We start from the raw sequence: 21,137 nt of genomic DNA, 5'->3' as shown, positions 1-21,137 counted from the left end.
CCAGAACTTCGGTTTTCTGACTTCCGACTTCAAACTTTTTAGCATGAACTACGAATGCCTTATTTGCCAGGTTAAAGGGCTGCAAAAACGTATGGATAAATATGAAATTGCAGAGGAAAAACGAAATACAATTGTTAGTCAGGCCATTTCCCGCATTGCCGGAATCGATCTTGATAACAGTTATTCACCTGAAATTACCCGCAATATTTTAAAAGAACTGGAGAAAGAATCGGAAGTAAAAGATCCGTATGCCGCTGAAAAAAAAGAAAGTAATCAGGCACTCTTAAGTCGTTACAGTGAGTTTAAGAAAAAAGTGGAAGAGTCGGACGATAAATTTGATACGGCGCTGCGTTACGCCATTGCCGGAAACATCATCGACTTTGGACCAACGCACCGTTTTGATGTAGATGAAACAATCGAGCAGGTATTTGAAACCCAATTTGCCATCGACAACTCAAATGCCTTAAAAACAGCAATTATAAAGGCCAAAAGCATTTTATATCTGTGCGACAATTCTGGCGAAATTGTAATGGACAAACTTTTTCTGGAAACCATTGACCACCCAAATGTAACTGTTGCGGTTCGCGATCAACCAATTTTGAATGACGCCACTTTAAATGAAGCCACAGAAGTAGGTTTACACAAAGTCGCCAGGTTAATTACAAACGGCGACGATGCCCCTTCCACACTACTCCACCGTGTTAGCAAAGAGTTTCTTGAAATCTACAATTCAGCCGACCTGATTATTTCAAAAGGCATGGGCAATTTCGAAGGCTTGATGGACGAAAACGATCCACGCCTGTTCTACCTGCTAATGATAAAATGCCCTGTTATCGGACTAAAAGTTGGTGCCGAAAAAGGGGACTTTGTGGTAAAACGGAGTAAAAGCTAAACGCAAAGACTCAAAGCCCAAAAGTCTTGAAACACAAGAAAAACATAGGACACAATAGATTATTTTGCAACCTAAGCTTTAGTTGACACGCAAATTGTTCTATTGTGAAATTGTAATACTAAAACTGCGACTGAAAGCTGCAAACTCTCTTCCCTCTTCTGCAATCAAAAATCGTTAATCATCATTCGAAATTCAATTTTGTGCCTTCGTGTTTTATTAATCTACTTTTTAGGATCCAAAGTAACTACCGGTATAATCATCTCCTCCATTGAAATACCACCGTGTTGGAAAGTATCTTTGTAATAATTAGCGTAATAATTGTAGTTATTCGGATAAGCGAAAAAGTCGGTTCCCTGCGCAAAAGCATAACTGGTGCTTACATTTCGCGACGGTAAATAAATGCTTCGCGGATCGCGAATCTCAAATACATTCTTCGATTTAAAATTCAGGTTTTTACCCAGTTTGTAACGCAAATTGGTGTTGGTCTCTCGGTCGCCAATAATTTTAACCGGGTTATCAACCCTAATTGCACCGTGATCGGTAGTAATTATTACCCGAACATCTTCTTCGGCCAACGCCTTCAGCAGCTCCAGTAACGACGAGTTTTTAAACCAACTTAACGTTAACGAACGGTAAGCTTTTTCGTTGTTCGCCAGTTCGCGAATCATATCCATTTCGGTGCGTGCATGCGAAATCATATCCACAAAATTCACCACCATTACCGAAAGGTCGCTTTTTAGAATATAATTCAGATTATCGGTTACCCAGCGCTCTTTTTTGGCACCCGATCCCTTTTCAAAATACAGGCTTTCTTTGCGGGCAAAACGACTTAATTGTTTTCGCAATAACTCCTCTTCGTTTCTGTTTTTATGACCTTCATTATCATCGTCGAGCCACAATTGCGGATGCACCTTTTCAATCTCCGAAGGCATTAAACCGGCAAACATTGCATTACGGGCGTACATGGTTGCAGTGGGCAAAATTCCACAATACAACTCTTCCGTTACGGTGCGGTAATAAGCATTAATCTCGGGACTTAAAATCCGCCACTGGTCGTATCGAAGATTATCGACAACCAACACCAGGGTTTTTTTCCCGTCGTTCAGGTGAGGAAATACACGGTGTTTAAAAATATCGGGCGACAACATCGGGCGGTCTTCAAAATCGGCAGTAAACCAATCTTGGTAGTTCTCTTTTACAAAACGAAAGAAAGCTTTGTTAGCCTCTTCTTTTTGCATGGTAAGAATCTGGTCCATGGCCGAATCTTCCGACTCGCTGAGTTCCAGTTCCCAATACACCAGCTGCCGGTAAATATCTTTCCACTCGTCAAAAGTTAATCGGTCGTTTAATCTCATACCGATTTGTGCAAACTGCATCTGGTATTTCGATGTGGTTTGCTCGGTAACCAGTCGTTTCTGATCGATATTCTTTTTTAGCGTAAGTAATATTTGTTTCGGATTAACCGGTTTTATCAGGTAGTCGGCAATTTTAGCACCAACTGCCTCATCCATAATATTTTCCTCTTCGCTTTTGGTGATCATCACCACCGGTACATTGGGCGAAACATCTTTTATTTTTGTCAATGTTTCCAAACCGGTTAAACCGGGCATATTTTCATCAAGAAAAATAATATCGTAGTAGCCGGCTTCCACCTTTTCAATGGCATCGAGGCCATTGGTAGCAGTTTCAACTTCGTAACCTTTTTCCTGTAAAAATATAATGTGTGCGCGCAACAGATCGATTTCGTCGTCTGTCCACAGTATTTTTGGTTTGTTCATTTGCAATTCTTTTTTGTTTTCTGATTCTGCTCTCTACTCTTCCCAATAATCCTTACTAGTTAAATATAAGAACAAAAAAGATGCCGTTAAAGTATGCACTTAACAAACTTTAAGAGTTCTGTTTTATGTTGCGAATGCAGAAAAGTGAGAAATTAAACTGATGCCTGTTAAACCACGAACCTGTTATTTATTGAGGTATACCGCTTTATAAAAATCCATGTACTCGGTAATGTTCTTCTCCTGAAGGAAAATATCAAAATTCTCATCGGAGATCAGGAAGTTACGATATTGTGCGGTTCCGAGCGGAGTAAAAAGATCGCGGTTACTTACAACAACACTAAAATACTGACGAGCCGTTTCCGGATCAGGAATTCCGTTAACAATAATCAGATGTCGCACTCCATCAAGCTCTTGTTCAGTGATAGTAAATCCTGAATTGGCGAAGTTCGACTGGTTGTATTGCTGAATACCGTTAATAAATGAAGTCTTGTCAATTCCGGTTGCTGGTACAACAAAAACAATACGGTGCGCCCCGGAAATCTCCTGGTTATACGGTCCGTCAACAGAAACGGCAACTTCAGGTTCAGTAACCGGTACTGCTGTTGTTGTTTCGCTTGTGGTGGCTTGTTGCGTTTGCGTACTTGTTTCCCCCTCTGAACTGCTTGATGTACTTGAAGCTCTTCGTTGAATGTAGTTACTACGGAAGAACGTGATGTATTCATCCACTTTATTCTCGTCGAGTAAAGTTTGCAGGTTCACATCCGTAATGAGGAAGTTGCGGTAAGTCGATTGCCCAAGCGGCTCAAACAAACTACGCGTGGTAATTGCCCTGCGGAAATACGACATCGATTCGTTTAATGCAGGAATTCCATGCACAACCAGTAACTGGTAGTCGCCCACTTCTTTTAACTGCAGTGCCAGGTTCCATGATCTGAACTGGTCGCGGTTAAAGTCGGCAAATCCGCGCAATAACGGACGCAACGACAATCCTTTGTCTTTCACCGCAATTACAAAATTCTGAGTGGTATCAACTTCTGTATCATAAAGTCCTCCGGCGCCTGTTTTAACCGTAACAAAAGTACCACGTTCGTTTAACGCGTTTGCTTCTGCTTCTGCGCGTGCCATCAACTCTTCAGGTGAAATATCCATTTCGTCGTCGGAGAAGTTTGAGCGGATAAAACGGCTGTAATTTTTCACAAAGAACTTCATGTAATCGGCTGTCGAGCGCTCTTCCATAATCGCCCGGTAGTTGGTCGACGAAATCACAAAGTTCATGTAATCGATTCCCTGTAAAGTTTTAAACACCGAAGCTCTTCGAATAATCGCACCATGATAAATCAGTGCATTTTCTTTATTTGTCATTGCACGCACCAAAACAAAGGCCAGCTTATCATCGAGGTATTCGGTTTCAATATCGAAATCAATTTTTGTGTAGTGATCAATGTTGTAATTGGCAATGTCAAACTTCAAACGATTCAGATCAATATTATCTTCTTCGTCGCGCGGATAGGCAATTACAAAATAATGCAACAAGTCTTCGTCGTAACTGAATTTGCCTCCAAACTCATCATCGGCCAGGAAGTTTTCAGGTAGCAATTCTTCGTTCTGAATCTCTTCGCTGATGTACCCCATCTCAACAAGTTTCTGGTAGTCGGTTAAAGTACTGTCCTGAATAAGAGTAAGAATTTCGTTTGCCAGCGGCGATGGTTCTTTTGCCGGGTATTCTGCCAGATAACCTTTTAGCAGCGCTTCAAAATTATGGACATCGGTTAAAACACCGTCGGCAACCATTTCCATAAAATCAATTTTCGGAAGGATCACACTGTCCGGTTCCATCCTCTTCATTTGTCCGGTAAGCGAAAGCACATTCTGGTATCTTCCCAGTTTGTAATTTCTGAATGTCTCCTGGTACAAACGGTTCATGCTGTCCGTTTTGGCCGCCATTTCAACAAAGAAATTCGGATTTTGCAGGAATTGTGCAAACTTGCTTTTCGGATAATCTGAGATTATGAGGTTGCGGTAATAATTTGATTTTGTCGGGTCGCCCATTAATTCATACAAGTCGTACAAATCAAAATAAGCCGACAAGAGGTAAATATTGTTCGGATAACGTTTTATCAGTTCTTCAAAAGCCTCAGCCGAACGCGGGTAATCTTCAAATTCCGACTTGAATATTTTTCCGGCATTGTACAAGGCATCACGGATATGGTCGTGTGAAACCGTCATCAGCGAATCGGTCAATGGCAAATCCTGTGTATAAAATTCCTTTTTCAGTGGATCTTCCACACGCTGTTCCTCGGGCTCAGCTTCAGCAAATTCGTCGCCTTCTTCTACTGATATGGTATTCTTATTCGATCGTCGCCAATCGTCCTCCAACGTTCGTCGTCCCCACTGTTGCTGGAAAGTTACCCGCCCGTACGAAACGGTTTGCGGATTATAGAAATACCAACCACCGCCACTGGAATTACCCATTCCCATGCGATAACGATTTGAACGGTAATAGCCCTGACTTTGAGCTCCCTGCATCGCCACGTTTTCCATGTTTCGTTGGCGTTCCTGTTCTTCCTTCATCAAACGTGCAATCAACGCTTCACGTTCGGCTTCAGGCATTTGGGCCACTTTTTGCAAACTATCCTGGCGTTCAACAACAAGAATATTGTCGATCAGGCTGGTTAAACTTTTATATCGTTCCGACACATTTTCGTAATTCGGATATGTTTCGTCGATGATAATCATTGCGCTATCATAGTATGATTGAGAACCACGGTAATTCAGGTCCTCGAAATAAATATCGGCCAAAGTAATTGCCGACAACGCACGCTGATATTGATTTTTAAAACTGGTAGCAACAGACTGTTTGTAATTATCTTTCGCAACATCGCGGTTACCTTCACGGAAAAAGATATTTCCCAATGCATAATAGATCTGATCCTGAAAATCGACATTCTTTTTATCGCGCAGCATTTTATTCAACTGCTTTTTCAGATCTTCCGTATTTCCTTCTCCCGAAAAAACACCTGCTGCGTTAATCATCGCGTTAAAAGCCATGGTGTAATCCGGATTCATTTTGCTTACAGCCTTAAATGCAGCCGATGCAGCCTCGCCCTGTCCAAGCTCCTGGTACAACTGAGCCACTATGTATTGCAATCGCGCTTTATCCTTTTTCCAGAATGTCTTTTTAATGGCGATGTCGAGCATACGAATTGCGTTGTCGTACTCCAATTGTTTCATATGATAGTACGCCGTTGCAACAGCAAAATCACGCTCCAAACTTTTGGGGAAATCATCGTATGCCTGAATGGCCTGAATAACTTCGTTAGCTTCAATATAACGCTCCAGTTCGGTGTAGGCACGAATTAGCCAAACCTGCGCTTCATCGGCAGTTTCCTGATCTGGATATTTACGTACCACATACGAGAAATTATCGATAGCAGCAAAATAGTTATGCTGGTAGAAATAGGCTTTCCCCATCAACAAATAGCTGTCATCAATCCATTTATTAAATTCTTCCTGGCTGGCAAATTCCTGGTATTTACGCGAACCACCACCTTTTTTTCGTTTTGGTTTTTTGGTAATGGAATGAATCTCGACGAGTTTCGAACATTTTACAACCGCATAATCCATATCCGATTTTACCAAACGAACCGTTGACGGATCACTTTCTTTATAGATGGGTAAAATTCGGGTAAAGTCGTCTTCAATACGTTCTTCAACCGTTGCAACACCCTCTTTTACTGCCTCGTTGGCATTAAAATAAATATTGTAACGCGAAGTAACATTATGGAAAGTTCGTGATGCTCGGGTATTTTTTTCAGTAGAACAGCCGGCAAAAATCGAAACCAATAAGAATAGAAATATGGTATGTAAAAATCGTTTCTTCAAGCAGTTTTTTGTTAACTCATTGAATAAACTCAGGAATTACAAGATTATTGCCTGCAGAACCTGAATTGTTGCATTTTGTAAACGCTGCAAAAATAAGAAAAAATGCATGTGCAGCAGAATTAATTATCCGGAGGCAGAAATAAAGCATTTTTTAGGGAAAATGGTCCTGAAAAAAGGAGCCTGTATATTCGTTTTTGTTTCATCATCCTGAACTTGTTTCAGGATCTTCAAGCAAACTGAAACCGAATTTAACAGATTCTGAAATGAATTCAGAATGACGTTCTAACTAACTTTTTATACAGCCTCCTTTTTGGGTTTATTTTCTGGAAATTTTCACCTTTTTGGTTGGTGCCATTTGGATGTTGCGCACATGAACACGGTGTTTCACTTTATCAGCCACATCGGCAAAGGCCATTCCGGTAATGGTATCGCCGTTGGCAGCTACCGGTGTTCCTTCGTCGCCACCTTCTCGAATACTTTGAACGATTGGAATTTGCCCCAACAACGGCAAGCCCATTTTATCGGCCAGTTTTTTACCACCTTCTTTTCCAAAAATGTAGTACTTGTTCTCGGGCAGTTCAGCCGGTGTAAACCAGGCCATATTTTCCACTAATCCAAGCACAGGAACATCAACCGATTTACTCTGGAACATGCTGGTTCCGCGCACCACATCGGCCAAAGCCACATCTTGCGGAGTAGTTACAATTACGGCACCTGTTACCGGAACACTTTGTACCAAAGTCAGGTGAATATCGCTGGTACCCGGAGGCAGGTCGATCAGTAAATAATCCAGCTCACCCCAGTTCCCTTCCGAAATCAACTGCTTTAATGCATTCGATGCCATTGGACCGCGCCAGATTATGGCACTGTCGGGATCAACAAAAAAGCCCACCGACAGAAATTTCACTCCGTACTTTTCCAGCGGGTTGATCATTTCTCTATCGTCGATCTTTACACCTGCCGGACGTTCGCCTTCAACACCAAACATTTTTGGAATTGACGGGCCAAAGATATCGGCATCCAGCAAGCCAACCTTTGCACCACTATTTGCCAGTGCAACAGCGGTATTTACGGCAACAGTTGATTTACCAACTCCACCTTTACCCGATGCAATGGCCACGATGTTTTTAACGTTAGGCAAAACCGGACGTTCCATATCGTGAATAAATTTCACGGCAATGTTGTCTTCGATTTCAACCTGTTCGCCTACATATTTTTTGATGGCCGCTTCGCAAGCCAGAACAAGGGTTTCAATATTCGGATCGTTGCTTTTCTGGAAAACCAGCGAAAAACTGATTCGCTGTCCGGCAATGCGGATTTCCTGTGGCATTTCGAGTTGCACCACATCTTCTTCGCTTCCCGGATATTTTACGGTGCGCAAGGCATCGGTAACATCTTTGGGAACAATTAATTTTCTTGGTATATCTGCCATTTTAAGATTTTGACTGTTTTGAATAACTTTTGAAGTTGCAAATTTAATAATTGCAATTAGATGAACAGTTTAAAGACGGAAATGTTTTGATTATTATTTTGATCTTTTGTTCGTTTAAATTTATTCTCCGTGATGGGAATGTTTCGTACCTACGGCACTTATTTATTTTCTCATTTCCCGTGCTACCGTGGTTTCGTCCCTACGGGATTGGAATCTGGAGAGTTGCTCCTTTACAATTCCGTCATCGGATCCCAGAATTTTTCTTTGAAATCGAGGATTTTGTCGCCATCAAGTTTTAATCCTTCCGCTTCTAGCAGTTCCTGCATGGCATTTGGATTATCGAAATGATGTTTCCCGGTTAGCAGCCCATTGCGGTTTACTACCCGGTGTGCCGGCACGTATTCGTCGTGCGAGTGACAGGCATTCATTGCCCACCCAACCATTCGTGCAGCTCCCGGCGAACCAAGACTGGCAGCGATAGCACCATACGATGTCACGCGTCCCGGCGGGATTTGTTTTACAACTTCGTAAACCTGGTTAAAAAAATCACTCACGATTGGAATATTTGAATTTTAGTCTTTGCCAACTGCGACTGAATACTGCCTACTATATCCTTATAAATCTCGTGCACTACGCCCAAAACTCCGGTATTCGTCGCGTTCAATATCAATTTCTGGCTCGATGTATTCGCCGTCGTGTGGAATAAATGCCAGGTATTTACTTGGTATTCCGCGGTCGAGCCACTGTTTTTCGTAAAAGGTGCGAATTTTTAAGACTTCGGTCAGTCCTTCCCATTCGTACAAATTATCGGTTTCGGCCAATATTTCGAATTGATTCAGTTTCGCCATTTCCAGCGTGTAATTGTACTGAAAATTACTGTCGGTTTTTAAATGCACCACTCCGCCGGGTTTCAGAAAAGTCCGGTATTTATTCAGAAAAGTTGTCGATGTTAAACGTTTCCGGGCCTTCCGCATCTGCGGATCAGGGAAAGTCAACCAGATCTCATCCACCTCGTCTTTATCAAAAAACTGCGGAATCAATTCGATGTTAGTACGCAAAAATCCCACATTGTTCATTTCGCGCTGAAAGGCCAGTTTGGCACCTTTCCACAACCGCGCTCCTTTAATGTCGACACCAATATAATTGATGTTTGGATTTAATGCGGCCAACTCAACGGTATATTCACCCTTTCCACACCCCAATTCTAAAATTATTGGTTGATCGTTTTTAAAAAATTCAGCCGACCATTTTCCTTTTAAATGAAAATCGTCGTGACCAACCTTATGAAACGGCGCCTGAACAACATGTTCGAAGCCTTGCATTTCATCAAACTTTTTCAGCTTTCCTTTTCCCACCTCTAAAAAATAAACTGTTGATATTTATAAAATTACGTGATATTCTATTTGACTTTTTCCACACGCACCCCCACGTCGGAAATTCCTTTTAGTTCATCGTTTCGCATGCCTTGCTGCAAACTTATTGTGTAATCGCCCGAGTTAGGAAAAAACACATTGCGCCGGTAAATTGCCTCCCGGGTTTTTAATCCGCCAAAACCTTCGCCCAGCCATTTCCCCGATGGATCGGCCAGCACCATCTCGAAGGTGTCTTTAATCGTTTCGCCACCGGGTTGTTCAATGGTAACAAACAGCCAAAGGTTACTGTAGCGGTAATCTACCGTGTTTCGAACATTGATAAAAAGGTTATTATTTTGAAGTGTATCGGTAACCGGCACATTAAATACCACCACCGAATCCTTATTCCAAACGTCTTTGTTAATGGGTTTATATCGATCGAAAACACTGTGCGAATCACATGCTGCCATTACCACCACAATTCCCGCAAAAAGTATACTCTGAAAAAAACGATTCATTCTACTCAACTATTATTCCTCAAAAGATCACTAAATCAAACGCAGTAAAACGTAAGTTGTTTTATTTAATCACGGTTTTGGTTACGATTTTGATTGGATCGCCTGTTTTGGCTGCCCCCGCGGTTTTGATTCGATCCACGATTTTGGCCCCGTTCCTGGTTATTGTTTTGTTTGCGGTCTTGATTTTGCCCCTGTGCTTTTGGCTGATTTTGATTTCGGCCCCGATTTGGATTACGACGATTGCTACGTTTTTTCGTCCGGCTACTTTTCTTTGCCCGATCAAATCGATCCAAATCTTCCTGTCCCACCACATTGTGGAAGGTATCGTTCTTTTGTGTTCCGGCATCGTATTTTTCAATCACCAGTTTTTCCGGTTTTTTGCCGTTACGATTTAAACGCAACACCTCTTTCACCCTTTTTACAGGAACCGCAACCAGTGTTCCGGGACCTTCGCCGCGTGGTGCGTACCAGTAAATTCCACCAAAAATATCGGCTTTCAGGAATGAGTAGGTCATGTGTTCCGTTTCGAGCGGAATATGATTTGGCGGGAAATCTCTTTGTGCATCAATGTATGCATCCACCTCGAAATTAAGGCAGCATTTTAATTTACCACATTGCCCGGCCAGTTTTTGCGGATTCAGCGAAATCTCCTGATGACGTGCCGCATTGGTGGTTACCGACACAAAATTGCTCATCCACGTTGAACAGCAAAGTGTTCGTCCGCAAGGACCTATTCCGCCAATTCGACCGGCTTCCTGGCGTGCACCAATCTGTTTCATTTCGATGCGGATGCGGAAAGTTTCGGCCAGTACTTTAATCAGTTGGCGAAAATCAACTCGTCCGTCGGCGATGTAATAGAAAATGGCTTTGGTTTTATCGCCCTGAAATTCCACATCTCCAATTTTCATATCCAATCCCAGATCCTTTACAATCTGCCGCGACTTGATCATGGTTTCGTGTTCAAGCGAAATAGCTTCTTTCCACTTGTCGATGTCAACCGGTTTGGCGTGGCGGTACACTTTACGGTACTCGCCGTTGTTCAGGGTTACTTTGTGGCGTTTCATTTGCTCAAACACCAACTCCCCTTTTAACGAAATAATACCAATGTCGTGACCAGGATTTCCTTCAACGGCCACCAATTCGCCAACTTTAAGTTTTAGATTATTTACGTTTTTATAGTAGTCTTTTCGGGTATTTTTAAAACGCACCTCAACAATGTCTTCGCCTTTGTAAGCAGGCTGCACATCGCCAAGCCAATCGGTAACCTGCAGTTTCCCGCAGTTACCAACCTTCGTTTGACAAACTCCTCTATCTGTGGTATTTACTTCTTTCATTTTTTAGGCTTAAGTCCCCGGCTTTCAAACTTTCTCCAAAAGCCCGATTTATCCGGCAATGCCAAGATAACTAAATAACTCACAAAAGTAATGATTAATAGCAATTTGATAGCTAGTGGCTTGGTTTTTAAAATGAATCTAAAAAGGGAAGCAGAACGATGTAAGAACTACCGTTTTATCAAGCGCACCATGCGCAAACCGGTATCCATAAAAACAATACGCGGATTTCCGTTCATTGAGATGTGTTTTATCGCCAGCTCAAATTCATCGGCAAAAGCCACAATATTGCGTTCGTTAATAAAAGGCGCGAACTTTTTGCCCCAGTCTTTTTCGGCGCGGTTCATATACACAATTTCGCTGCGTTTCATGTTCGACACAAAATACTCGCGCACCAACCGCAGGGCAGCTGCAAAAAAGGCTTTTTGTTTATCGCGGCCAATTTTTGCCATTTCATCGGCCCAGTCGATCATATCTTTTACTTGCCGGGCGTAGGCAAAACGCATCATTTCCTGAAATTTCTGGAAATAAAACTGCTCATCTTCCGACGGCGATAAATAGCTGAGCGCTTTCAGGTAACTCCCCGAAGCCAGGTGAACCGCATCCGGAATGATCTCCGGATCAACACCCTCTATTTTCAGCAAAGCATTTTGTATAGATTGGTTGTCGACAAACGGAAACTTTACCAATTGCGCCCGCGAACGAATGGTTCCGATCACACCTTCCTCGTTTTCGGTAACCAGAATAAAAAGTGTTTTGCTGGGCGGCTCCTCAATCATTTTCAAGAGCTTGTTCGAACAGGCGATGTTCATTTTTTCGGGCAACCAAATAATCATCACTTTAAACTCCGATTCAAACGATTTGAGGTTCAGTTTTCGCAAGATCGACTCACTTTCGCGTTCGTAAATTTCGCCTTGTGCATTTCCGGCATCGATATGGCTCAACCAGTCGCTCAGTTCAAAATACGGATTGGACAAAACCTTCTCGCGCCATAGCGGAAGAAAATCGTCGCTAACCGGTTTATTAAACTGTTTGGCATTAAAAATAGGGAACACAAAATGTAAATCGGGGTGCGCCATTTTTTGGTATTTATGGCACGACGGGCAGGTTCCGCACGAATCGGTTTCGCCTCGGTTTTTGCACGAAACATACTGTGCATAAGCCAAAGCCATGGCCAGCTTCCCGGTTCCCGACGGACCGGAAAATAATTGTGCGTGACTGATTCGTTGCTCCTGAACCGACCGGATTAGGCGGCTTTTTATATTGTCTTGTCCTACTACGTCTTTGAAAAACATAAGCCAAAAATAGTACTTAATTCTGAAAGTTGGCAATATGCAAAATACAGTTGGCAAAGTTTCGAGTCACTAGGTATTGTTACAACTGTTAAATTGTTCTATTGTAAAATTGTTGAAGTGCTAACTGCCACTGTAAACTGAGAACTTGCTACCCACTTCTGCAATCGAAAATCGTTAATCTACAATAGTTATTCAATCGAGTTTCGAGCTATGAGCCGTTAGCCACGAGCTTTTTCTACTTAGCGTGGCTTTGTGCCTTCTTTGTGCGACTTTGTGGTAAAAACTTTTAAACTCTAAGAACTAAACCACAATAGGCACATAGGAATCATTAGGTTTTGTTACAACTGTTAAATTGTAAAATTGTTGAAGTGCTAACTGCCACTGTAAACTGAGAACTTGCTACCCACTTCTGCAATCGAAAATCGTTAATCCGCAATCGATATTCAACGACTTATCATTCCCCACTCTAATATTCAACATTCACCCCTTCCAACATTCCGCTTTATCTTACCGCAACATTAAATTATGAAAGGCGTGAAAATTCCCCTGTTTTTTCGTGCTATTAATTTTTATCTTTGGTTGATTTTTTCAAAAAACATTAAAAATATAATATCATGCAAACTATTAGCAGCTACGATTTTAAAGGGAAAAGAGCCCTTATCCGCGTTGATTTTAACGTGCCTTTAAACGAAAACTTCGAGATTACCGACGATACACGTATGCGTGCCGCACTTCCAACAATTAAAAAAGTAATTGAAGGCGGTGGTTCACCAATTATCATGTCTCACCTTGGCCGTCCTAAAAGCGGACCGGAAGATAAATTCTCATTAAAACACCTGACCGGACACCTTTCGGAATTGCTGGGAGGCGCCACTGTAAAAATTGCACCTGATTGTATTGGAGCAGAAACAAAAGCGATGGCAGACGCCGTTCAGCCGGGAGAAGTTTTAGTGTTGGAAAACCTGCGTTTCCACAAGGAAGAAACCGGTGGTGATGAAGAATTCGCTAAGCAACTGGCCGAAAACGGCGATTGCTGGGTAATGGAAGCTTTTGGTACTGCTCACCGTGCGCACGCTTCAACAGCCGTTATTGCTAAATTCTTCCCGAACGATAAATTGTTTGGATACCTGGTAGACAGCGAAGTTGCCAGCCTTGATAAAGTAGTTGCCGATCCGCAACGTCCTTTAACAGCAATTATGGGTGGTGCTAAGGTTTCTACAAAAATTACAATCATCGAAAACATGTTGGGTAAAGTTGACAACCTGATTATTGGTGGTGGTATGATCTTTACTTTTGTTAAAGCGATGGGCGGAAACATTGGTTCGTCGTTGTGCGAAGATGATTATTTAGAACTGGCAAAGAAAATTATTGACCAGGCAAAGGAAAAAGGTGTGAACCTGGTAATTGCTTCAGATTGTGTTGCAGCTGATAAATTTGCCAACGATGCAAACATTGAAGTTTGTGCTGCCGGCGATATTAAAGACGGTTGGATGGGATTAGATGTTGGTCCTGATACTATTGAAACATTCAAAGAAGTAATTGGTAACTCAAAAACTGTACTTTGGAATGGTCCTGCAGGTGTTTTCGAAATGGAAAACTTTGCTGCCGGTACAAAAACAATTGGCGATGCTATTGTTGAAGCAACTAAAAGCGGTGCATTCTCGCTTGTTGGTGGTGGCGACTCAGTTGCTGCTGTTAACAAATTCGGTCTTGCCGACGGAGTTTCTTACATCTCAACAGCAGGTGGTGCATTGTTGGAATATTTAGAAGGAAAAGTTCTTCCTGGTATTGCAGCAGTTCGCGGCGAATAATAACCCTTCTCTCTTCCCTAAAAGGAGGAACTAATAAGAAGGATACAATATTTTCAAGAGCCTGGTTCGTTTACGGATCAGGCTTTTTTTATAAAATACAATCCTGAACATAACTTCCCATCCAATTGTTTCACTACAAACTTAAACAGGATAAAAATGAAAAGTAATGTTGGATCGATTGACAGGTTATTACGAATAATTGTTGGGCTGATAATCGCTATAATCGGTGTTATTTTCGATAGTTGGTGGGGATTGATTGGCATTGTTCCTTTGGCCACCGGGCTTTTTAAAGTCTGTCCCCTGTATTTTCCTTTAAACATTTCTACAACCGGTAAGGACAAATAAACGGAATAACGGTTTTGCCCGTTTTAGTTTAGTCTTCTATATCCAAATTAACAGCACACATTTCAAAACATGCTGAATTGAAAATTCTTGTCCGCATTTTTCTTATTGTATTTTATACGTAAAGCTGCCTAAAAACTATAATTTTGAATATATTTGAGGGCTTATCGCTAGGTTATTCCTGCTGATTTTATCAATTTTGAAAACTAATAAACTGTTATACTATGAATTCAATTAACCGCTGGCCGCTTCTGGCCATTTTTGCTTTGCTTTTTTCGGTAGCATGTACAACTAATGAAACCGACTCAAACCTCATGATACAGAAAGAATTAAACACCAACTGGACTTTCAACCAGGTTGGAGAGAATGAATGGTTGCCCGCAACGGTTCCCGGAACAGTTCACACCGATTTACTGGCCAACGAAAAAATTGAAGATCCTTTTTATCGTTTGAATGAACTGGATCAGCAATGGATCGACAAGGTTGACTGGGAATACAAAAGCACTTTCACGGCTGACAAATCAATCTTGAATCGCGATAAAGTTGTTCTTGATTTTGAAGGACTCGACACTTATGCCGATGTTTCGGTAAACGGAGAAAAAGTACTTTCGGCCGATAATATGTTTCGCGAGTGGCAGGTTGATGTAAAAGACCTGTTAAAAGAAGGCGACAACGAAATCCATATTGTTTTCCGTTCGCCAATTGTTGAAGGATTGAAAAAATACGATGCCAACGGATTTGTTTATCCGGGTGGAGAAAACGACCAGGCAGAACGTGGCGAAGTGGAAGACAACAAACGCGTGAGCATTTATATACGTAAAGCCGGTTATCATTTTGGTTGGGACTGGGGTCCGCGTTTGGTAACCAGCGGAATCTGGAAACCGGTTTACCTAAAAGCATGGGACGAAGCGACGATTGAAAACCTGCAAATCGTTCAGCACGAAGTTTCTGATGAAAAAGCAACATTTACTGCTGTTTTCGAAGTAGATGCGGTAAAAAAAGGAAACGCAACAATTTCGATTAATAACGACGGACAAGCACTGGCTTCTAGTCCGATTAGTTTAACTCCGGGCGTAAACAAATATTCGGTTGATTTTGAAATTGCCAACCCGCAACTTTGGTGGACCAACGGTTTGGGCGAAGCACATTTATACAATCTTTCAGGAGTTTTGGATGTAAAAGGCCGCACTGTTTCTGAAGATACACGCCTTGGTATTCGCACACTGGAGTTGGTTCGCGAAAAAGACAATGATGGTACTTCGTTCTATTTTAAATTAAACGGGCATCCGGTATTTATGAAAGGTGCCAACTACATCCCGAACGATATGTTCCTGCCACGCGTTACCGACGAAAACTACCGCAAGGTGGTTGAAAATGCCAAAAATGCAAACAACAATATGCTGCGTATTTGGGGTGGTGGTATCTACGAAAACGATATTTTCTACGATCTCTGCGATGAAAACGGAATTCTGATCTGGCAAGACTTTATGTTTGCCTGCGCCATGTTCCCGAATAATCCTGAGTTTCTTGAAAGCATTAAATACGAAGCGATTGACAATGTAAAACGCCTGCGCAATCACCCAAGTATTGCACTGTGGTGCGGAAACAACGAAATTCTTACTGCCTGGAACACCTGGGGCTGGAAACAAATTGCCGAAGAACAGGGCGACGATATACCTGAAAAAGTGTGGCAGGCTTATGTTGATATTTTCCATAAAACACTGCCTGATGTGGTTGATGAATACGATCCTTCGCGCAGTTACTGGGGATCAAGCCCATCATCGGGCATGGGCGTACAGGCCGACCTTGTAAATGGCGACGAACACTATTGGGGTGTTTGGTGGGGAAAAGAACCGTTCAGCACCTACGCAACTCACCTGGCGCGTTTTATGAGCGAATATGGATTCCAGAGTTTCCCTGAAATGGCTTCAGTACGAAAATATGCTGAACCGGAAGATTACGATATTTACTCGGAAGTGATGGAGTCGCACCAACGCTCTTCGATCGGTAACGGAACCATTGAATATTACATGCTTCAGGAATATAAAAAACCAAAAGATTTTGAATCATTCCTGTATGTAAACCATGTGTTACAAGCCGACGGTATTAAATTCGGATTGGAAGGACACAGACGCGCAATGCCTTTCTGTATGGGAAGTTTGTACTGGCAGATCAATGATGTTTGGCCGGTGGCTTCGTGGAGTTCAACCGATTACTACCAAAAATGGAAAGCACTGCAATACTACGTGAAAAAAGGATTTAGCCAGGTTTTGGTTAGCCCGTACGAAGAAGGAATTAAATTTAAAGTGGGTATCGTTAACGATCGTTTGGAGCCGATTAACGCTGAATTACGTATGCAAATGGTTGATTTCGACGGACAGGTAATTTGGGAAGAAGCTCACCTGGTTGATATTCCGGCGAATTCAAGCGATGATTATTTTGATGTAAACAAAAACGAGTGGCGTTACAAATACAGGAGAAATCTGAAAAACGTTGTATTTACAACCGAGTTAGTTGAAAATGGTAAAGTACTTTCGAAAAACAATTACTACTTCCTGCCATTTAAAAACCTGAGCGTTAAAGCTCCACAGGTTGAGTACGCCATTACAAAAGCAGATAACGGTTTTGATATTGTATTAAAAACCGACAAACTGGCTAAAAATCTGTTCCTGGAAATTGGCGACGAAGAAGGTTTCTTCTCAGATAACTACTTTGATCTGCTGCCAAACGAAAAGGTATCGATCAATTTAAAAACTGATATTTCGGAAGAAAAACTGAATGAAGTATTAAGCATCCGCACTTTGGATGATGCTTTTTAATCAATAATTATTGATAGTCATTCTGAGCGAAGTCGAAGAATCTTAACATACGAGATGTTTCGACTTCGCTCAACATGACTTTCCTTTTGTTGACATCCCGCTGTTTAAAACAAATCCACACCCTCATTCTTATTCAACTCCAATTTCCCCAACTTTAAGCTCAATATGAACTTATTTGTTGTACTCTTTTTTAGCATTCTGAATATTTTTATTGGCAAACCGGCCGAGAACACCGAAGTGTATCTTGAAAAGGGAGGCCAGCTGATCGCTTTTCAGGCTACGGGCGAAAAAGGAAAAGTGAGCTTTAAACACCTCAATGAAGGCAGCTACAAGTTACTTTTGATTTTTCCGCAACAGGAAGGAAAGTACATGAAGGAAAAGCCCAAACACGAAACCATGACCAAAGCCACTTACAATCCGAAAAACAAAACTTATTATTACCAGGGAACCGAAGGTTTTTTCTCCATAAAATTCATTGATATCTCAAGAATCAGAAGTGAAAATTTTTCAGCTATTTTCCGGGAGGAACGGGACGAAGAAGATAAATTTAATGCGATTGCGGAATTTGGAATTCACAATGCCGGTGGATCAATTGGTGTTTTTGTGGAGGCAATCACAGCCGCGCAATTCAAAAAAGCAGCAGATAAAATTGGTCAGGATATTTCAACACAATCCATTCGGGGGATAAAATAGCGTAAAAGCATTCAGCGGGTGAGTTTAATCTATGTTTTAAACTCACCCGCTGAATTTCATTATTTAAATAATTCCCAATTCTTTACCAACCTTGGTGAAGGCATCAACAGCCCTGTCAATTTCCTCGAAAGAGTGTGCTGCCGAAAGCTGAACCCGAATCCTTGCTTTTCCTCGAGGAACAACCGGGAAACAGAATCCGATAACATAAACGCCTTCTTTTAACAGTTTGTCGGCGAATTTTATAGCCAGTGGCTCGTCGTAAACCATTACCGGAACAATAGCGGTATCACCTTTTACCAGATCGAAACCGGCAGCTTCCATTTTCGTTCTGAAACGATCGGCATTTGCCATTGTTTTGGCTGGAAGGTCAGCTCCACCCGAAAGCATTTCGATAACCTTCATAGTTGCCCCAACTGTTGCCGGCGCCAAAGTATTCGAGAACAAATACGGACGCGAACGCTGACGCAGCATGTCGATAATTTCGCGACGGCCAGATGTACAACCGCCGTTTCCACCACCCATGGCTTTTCCGAAAGTCGTAGTTATAATATCTATTTCACCCAATAAATCGTAATGTTCAGCAGTACCACGACCTGTTTTTCCAATGTAACCAGTTGCGTGCGAATCATCAACCATTACCAGTGCATCGTATTTTTTTGCCAGCTTAACAATGTCAGGCAAGTTGGCAATATCGCCGTCCATCGAGAAAACACCATCAGTAACAATTAAACGGTATTTCGCGCCAGATGCATCTTTCAAACACTGCTCCAGCTCATCCATATTAGAGTGTTTGTAACGGAAACGCTGTGCTTTACACAAACGCACCCCATCGATAATCGAAGCGTGGTTCAACTCATCAGAAATAATAGCCGAATCGGCACCTAAAAGTGGCTCAAAAACTCCACCGTTGGCATCAAAACAGGCACAGTATAAAATCGTGTCTTCGGTTCCCAAAAACTCAGAAACCTTTTCTTCCAACTCTTTGTGGATAGATTGTGTTCCGCAAATAAAACGTACTGATGAAAGTCCGAATCCCCAATCATTCATAATATCCTGTGCAGCTTTAACCACCTCCGGATTATTGGCTAGTCCCAGGTAATTATTGGCGCAAAAATTCAGCACCGATTCTCCGGTCGACACCGCAATTTCAGAGCTTTGCGAAGTTGTAATAATCCGCTCGCTTTTATATAATCCCTGTTCTTTTAATTCTTCAAGGGTATTTCTCAGGTCGTTCTTAATTTTTCCGTACATGACATTAATTGTTAGTTTTTGTGTCACAAAGTAACAGAATACTGCAAAACAAAACATTGATAAAAGGCAGAATATGAAAGTGAACTGGCAATAGGCAAATTCTACATTGCTTTTTGCCTATCGCCTATTGATTATAAGTACAACAAACTGCCACTGAAAACTAAATTCTTATCTTTGCGCCAAAATAAAGAAAGAACAATGAGCGAAAGAAAAGTACGGGTACGATTTGCCCCGAGTCCAACCGGGCCGTTACATATGGGCGGCGTTCGGACAGCCTTATTTAATTACCTGTTTGCAAAAAAACACGGTGGCGAATTTATACTCCGAATTGAAGATACCGATCAAACCCGTTTTGTTCCGGGTGCCGAAGATTATATTATTGAAAGCCTGAATTGGTGCGGATTAACACCGGTTGAAGGTCCGGGAATTGCTGGCGATTTTGGCCCATATCGTCAGAGTGAAAGAAAAGAGCTGTATAAAAAATATGCCGATCAGTTGGTAGAAAGCGGTTGGGCATATTATGCTTTTGACACTCCTGAAGAGATCGATACCCTACGTAAAGATGCCGAAGCCAACAAAGAAACTTTCTCGTACGGAATTGGCACACGCGACAACCTGAATAACTCGCTCAACTTATCGGAAGAAGAAGTTCAGCAAAAAATAGCAGCAGGCGAAGCTTATGTAATTCGTTTTAAAATGCCTGCTGACACCGACGTTACAGAAGATGACCTGATTCGTGGCAACGTAACTTTTAACACCACAAAAAGTCTCGACGACAAGGTTCTTTTTAAATCGGACGGAATGCCAACTTACCACCTTGCCAATGTGGTTGACGATCATTTAATGGATATTTCGCACGTTATCCGTGGGGAAGAATGGTTGCCATCTATGCCGTTGCACGTTTTGTTATACAAAGCGTTGGGCTGGGAAAAAACAAAACCTCGTTTTGCACACCTACCACTGATTTTAAAACCGGTAGGGAAAGGCAAACTCAGCAAACGCGATGGCGACAAACTGGGATTCCCGGTATTTCCATTGTTGTGGACTGATCCACAAACAGGTGATGTTTCGCGCGGCTACCGTGAAGATGGTTATTTCCCTGAGGCGTTTATCAACCTGCTAGCACTTCTGGGCTGGAACCCGGGAACAGAACAGGAATTCTTCTCGTTGGAAGAACTAGGAGAAATCTTCAGTCTTGAGCGCGTGGTGAAATCGGGATCACGTTTTGATCCGGAAAAAGCCAAATGGTTCAACAAACATTATTTCCAACAGAAATCGGTTGAAGAGCTATCGGAGTTATTCAAACCGTTATTGGCTGGAAAAGGAGTGGAAGCTTCTGATGAAAAAGTAAATGCAGTAGTAGCCGAAATTAAAGAACGTTGCGAATTTGTTGCCGAGCTGTGGGACCAGAGTAGCTACTTTTTTGTGGCTCCAACAGAATACGACGAAAAAACAGTAAAAAAACGCTGGAAAGAAAATACTTCAGGCCAGTTAAGTGAAATCGCAACTATTTTTGAAACGGTTGAAAACTGGAAAGCTGATGCAATAAAAGAAGTTTTCTCTGCATATATGACTGAAAAAGAATGGGGATTTGGTGCGATTATGAATCCACTTCGTTTGGCGCTTGTTGGAGGAAACATGGGCCCTGATCTGTTTGTAATTTGCGAGCTGCTGGGTAAAGAAGAAAGTATTGCCCGTATAAAAACAGCGATCGAAAAGATATAAATGACACAACTATATA

The 21,137-nt window shown here is 41.9% G+C and carries 15 protein-coding genes; 6 read left to right on the top strand and 9 right to left on the bottom strand.

What is annotated here, in order from left to right; genetic code table 11:
- The first annotated feature begins 43 nt into the window (after nucleotides 1-43).
- The gene (locus SLH46_RS02420) at nucleotides 44-892 is read left to right on the top strand and encodes a damage-control phosphatase ARMT1 family protein (RefSeq protein ID WP_320279550.1); all 849 of its coding nucleotides are present in this window, start codon (nucleotides 44-46) and stop codon (nucleotides 890-892) included.
- Nucleotides 893-1,113: 221 nt separating this feature from the next.
- Here the strand turns inward: SLH46_RS02420 and SLH46_RS02415 are convergent, their stop codons facing one another.
- The 8 genes from SLH46_RS02415 to SLH46_RS02380 form a co-directional block, all read right to left on the bottom strand.
- Nucleotides 1,114-2,670 carry a T9SS response regulator signal transducer PorX gene (locus tag SLH46_RS02415; protein WP_320279549.1) on the bottom strand — a complete coding sequence of 519 codons (1,557 nt, stop codon included), beginning with the start codon at nucleotides 2,668-2,670 and terminating at the stop codon, nucleotides 1,114-1,116.
- 183 nt (nucleotides 2,671-2,853) lie between these two features.
- Nucleotides 2,854-6,552: a type IX secretion system periplasmic lipoprotein PorW/SprE gene (porW, locus tag SLH46_RS02410; protein WP_320279548.1), complete on the bottom strand. Its 3,699-nt coding sequence runs from the start codon at nucleotides 6,550-6,552 to the stop codon at nucleotides 2,854-2,856.
- A 316-nt stretch (nucleotides 6,553-6,868) separates the two neighbouring features.
- Nucleotides 6,869-7,984 (bottom strand): Mrp/NBP35 family ATP-binding protein, encoded by a 1,116-nt coding sequence (locus SLH46_RS02405; RefSeq protein WP_320279547.1) that lies wholly within the window; start codon nucleotides 7,982-7,984, stop codon nucleotides 6,869-6,871.
- Nucleotides 7,985-8,214: 230 nt separating this feature from the next.
- Entirely contained in the window at nucleotides 8,215-8,538 is a 324-nt protein-coding gene (locus SLH46_RS02400; protein ID WP_320279546.1) for an MGMT family protein, read from the bottom strand.
- 60 nt (nucleotides 8,539-8,598) lie between these two features.
- Nucleotides 8,599-9,339, bottom strand: coding sequence for a tRNA (guanosine(46)-N7)-methyltransferase TrmB (gene trmB, locus SLH46_RS02395; RefSeq protein WP_320279545.1), 741 nt, complete (start codon nucleotides 9,337-9,339; stop codon nucleotides 8,599-8,601).
- Between the two features lie 44 nt (nucleotides 9,340-9,383).
- Nucleotides 9,384-9,854 (bottom strand): gliding motility lipoprotein GldH, encoded by a 471-nt coding sequence (locus SLH46_RS02390; protein ID WP_320279544.1) that lies wholly within the window; start codon nucleotides 9,852-9,854, stop codon nucleotides 9,384-9,386.
- A gap of 65 nt (nucleotides 9,855-9,919) precedes the next feature.
- Entirely contained in the window at nucleotides 9,920-11,188 is a 1,269-nt protein-coding gene (gene ricT, locus SLH46_RS02385; protein WP_320279543.1) for a PSP1 domain-containing protein, read from the bottom strand.
- Between the two features lie 167 nt (nucleotides 11,189-11,355).
- On the bottom strand, nucleotides 11,356-12,480 hold the full coding sequence (locus SLH46_RS02380; protein WP_320279542.1) for a DNA polymerase III subunit: 1,125 nt from the start codon (nucleotides 12,478-12,480) through the stop codon (nucleotides 11,356-11,358).
- Nucleotides 12,481-13,094: 614 nt separating this feature from the next.
- On the opposite strand from SLH46_RS02380, the gene SLH46_RS02375 reads away from it, so the two are divergent.
- The 4 genes from SLH46_RS02375 to SLH46_RS02360 all read left to right on the top strand — a co-directional run bounded on the left by SLH46_RS02375 (nucleotide 13,095) and on the right by SLH46_RS02360 (nucleotide 18,145).
- Complete coding sequence (locus SLH46_RS02375) at nucleotides 13,095-14,291, top strand: phosphoglycerate kinase (RefSeq protein ID WP_320279541.1); 1,197 nt, start codon at nucleotides 13,095-13,097, stop codon at nucleotides 14,289-14,291.
- Between the two features lie 156 nt (nucleotides 14,292-14,447).
- Complete coding sequence (locus SLH46_RS02370; protein WP_320279540.1) at nucleotides 14,448-14,636, top strand: YgaP family membrane protein; 189 nt, start codon at nucleotides 14,448-14,450, stop codon at nucleotides 14,634-14,636.
- Nucleotides 14,637-14,857: 221 nt separating this feature from the next.
- Nucleotides 14,858-17,452 (top strand): beta-mannosidase, encoded by a 2,595-nt coding sequence (locus SLH46_RS02365; protein ID WP_320279539.1) that lies wholly within the window; start codon nucleotides 14,858-14,860, stop codon nucleotides 17,450-17,452.
- A gap of 165 nt (nucleotides 17,453-17,617) precedes the next feature.
- Nucleotides 17,618-18,145, top strand: a complete 528-nt coding sequence (locus SLH46_RS02360) for a hypothetical protein (protein ID WP_320279538.1) — start codon at nucleotides 17,618-17,620, stop codon at nucleotides 18,143-18,145.
- Nucleotides 18,146-18,208: 63 nt separating this feature from the next.
- Here the strand turns inward: SLH46_RS02360 and kbl are convergent, their stop codons facing one another.
- Nucleotides 18,209-19,396, bottom strand: a complete 1,188-nt coding sequence (gene kbl / locus SLH46_RS02355; protein WP_320279537.1) for a glycine C-acetyltransferase — start codon at nucleotides 19,394-19,396, stop codon at nucleotides 18,209-18,211.
- 198 nt (nucleotides 19,397-19,594) lie between these two features.
- Here kbl and gltX point away from each other — a divergent pair, with 198 nt between their 5' ends.
- Nucleotides 19,595-21,121 carry a glutamate--tRNA ligase gene (gene gltX, locus SLH46_RS02350; protein WP_320279536.1) on the top strand — a complete coding sequence of 509 codons (1,527 nt, stop codon included), beginning with the start codon at nucleotides 19,595-19,597 and terminating at the stop codon, nucleotides 21,119-21,121.
- The last annotated feature ends 16 nt before the right edge of the window (nucleotides 21,122-21,137 follow it).

Source organism: Draconibacterium sp. IB214405, from assembly GCF_033963885.1.
GTDB lineage: Bacteria > Bacteroidota > Bacteroidia > Bacteroidales > Prolixibacteraceae > Draconibacterium.
The sequence above is the reverse complement of the archived record's forward strand: the minus strand, read 5'-3'. Positions and strand labels throughout refer to the sequence as shown.

Bases quoted from the DNA above. Each gene is read 5' to 3' on its own strand.
- SLH46_RS02420 (WP_320279550.1), top strand. From the start codon at position 44: ATGAACTACGAATGCCTTATTTGCCAGGTTAAAGGGCTGCAAAAACGT.
- SLH46_RS02415 (WP_320279549.1), bottom strand. From the start codon at position 2,670: ATGAACAAACCAAAAATACTGTGGACAGACGACGAAATCGATCTGTTG.
- SLH46_RS02405 (WP_320279547.1), bottom strand. From the start codon at position 7,984: ATGGCAGATATACCAAGAAAATTAATTGTTCCCAAAGATGTTACCGAT.
- SLH46_RS02390 (WP_320279544.1), bottom strand. From the start codon at position 9,854: ATGAATCGTTTTTTTCAGAGTATACTTTTTGCGGGAATTGTGGTGGTA.
- ricT (WP_320279543.1), bottom strand. From the start codon at position 11,188: ATGAAAGAAGTAAATACCACAGATAGAGGAGTTTGTCAAACGAAGGTT.
- SLH46_RS02380 (WP_320279542.1), bottom strand. From the start codon at position 12,480: ATGTTTTTCAAAGACGTAGTAGGACAAGACAATATAAAAAGCCGCCTA.
- SLH46_RS02375 (WP_320279541.1), top strand. From the start codon at position 13,095: ATGCAAACTATTAGCAGCTACGATTTTAAAGGGAAAAGAGCCCTTATC.
- SLH46_RS02370 (WP_320279540.1), top strand. From the start codon at position 14,448: ATGAAAAGTAATGTTGGATCGATTGACAGGTTATTACGAATAATTGTT.
- SLH46_RS02365 (WP_320279539.1), top strand. From the start codon at position 14,858: ATGAATTCAATTAACCGCTGGCCGCTTCTGGCCATTTTTGCTTTGCTT.
- SLH46_RS02360 (WP_320279538.1), top strand. From the start codon at position 17,618: ATGAACTTATTTGTTGTACTCTTTTTTAGCATTCTGAATATTTTTATT.
- kbl (WP_320279537.1), bottom strand. From the start codon at position 19,396: ATGTACGGAAAAATTAAGAACGACCTGAGAAATACCCTTGAAGAATTA.
- gltX (WP_320279536.1), top strand. From the start codon at position 19,595: ATGAGCGAAAGAAAAGTACGGGTACGATTTGCCCCGAGTCCAACCGGG.